We start from the raw sequence: 784 nt of genomic DNA on the forward strand, positions 1-784 counted from the left end.
CGCGTGTCGGTGTGGTGGTGCCCATTTACAACGTCGAACCGTATCTTGAGGAATGCCTGGCCTCGATCGCCCGCCAGTCGGTCCGCGAATTGGACGTCGTCCTGGTCGACGACGGATCGACCGACGCGAGCGCGGAGATCGCCCGCGCGTTCACCGAGCGGGATCCGCGGTTCCGGCTGATCCGGCAGCCCAACGGCGGGCTGGGCAACGCCCGCAATGTGGGGGCGGCGAATGTGCGCGGGCGCTTCCTGGCGTTCGTCGACAGCGATGACGTGCTGCCCGGCCACGCGCTGGAGCTCCTGGCGGGGACGCTGGAGGGGACGGGCTCCGATATCGCCTCGGGGAATGTGCAGCTGCTCACCGAGGACGGGCTGGTGCAGTCGCCGATGCATCGCCGTCCGATGGGGACGACGCGGCTGCGTACCCACGTCACCCGCGACCACCTGCTGATGTACGACCGGCTGGTGCCGAACAAGGTGTTCCGCCGCCGGTTCTGGGACGAGCACGCGTTCCGCTTCCCCGAGGGGGTGCTGTACGAGGACATCCCGGTCACCCTGCCGGCGCATTTCCTGGCCTCGTCGGTCGACGTGGTCAATGAGCCGGTCTACTACTGGCGGCAGCGTGCGGGCGGGGCGCTGTCGATCACGCGGCGCCGGACCGAGATCGGCGCCGTCACCGACCGGTTCGCGGCGGTGGAGACCGTCAGCCGGTTCCTGGGGTCGCGGCCGGAGCGGGCGGTGCGCGCGTGCAAGCGCGAGTACGACGAGGTGGCACTGCGCAGCGA

General features: G+C 70.2%; 1 protein-coding gene. It reads left to right on the plus strand.

Annotated features, from left to right (window positions below; translation table 11 throughout):
* Nucleotides 1-17 precede the first annotated feature (17 nt).
* The coding region (locus E1284_RS40960) for a glycosyltransferase family 2 protein (RefSeq protein WP_131945477.1) at nt 18-784 on the plus strand (767 nt) is incomplete at its 3' end.

The organism is Actinomadura bangladeshensis (assembly GCF_004348335.1).
Taxonomy (GTDB): Bacteria; Actinomycetota; Actinomycetes; order Streptosporangiales; family Streptosporangiaceae; genus Spirillospora; species Spirillospora bangladeshensis.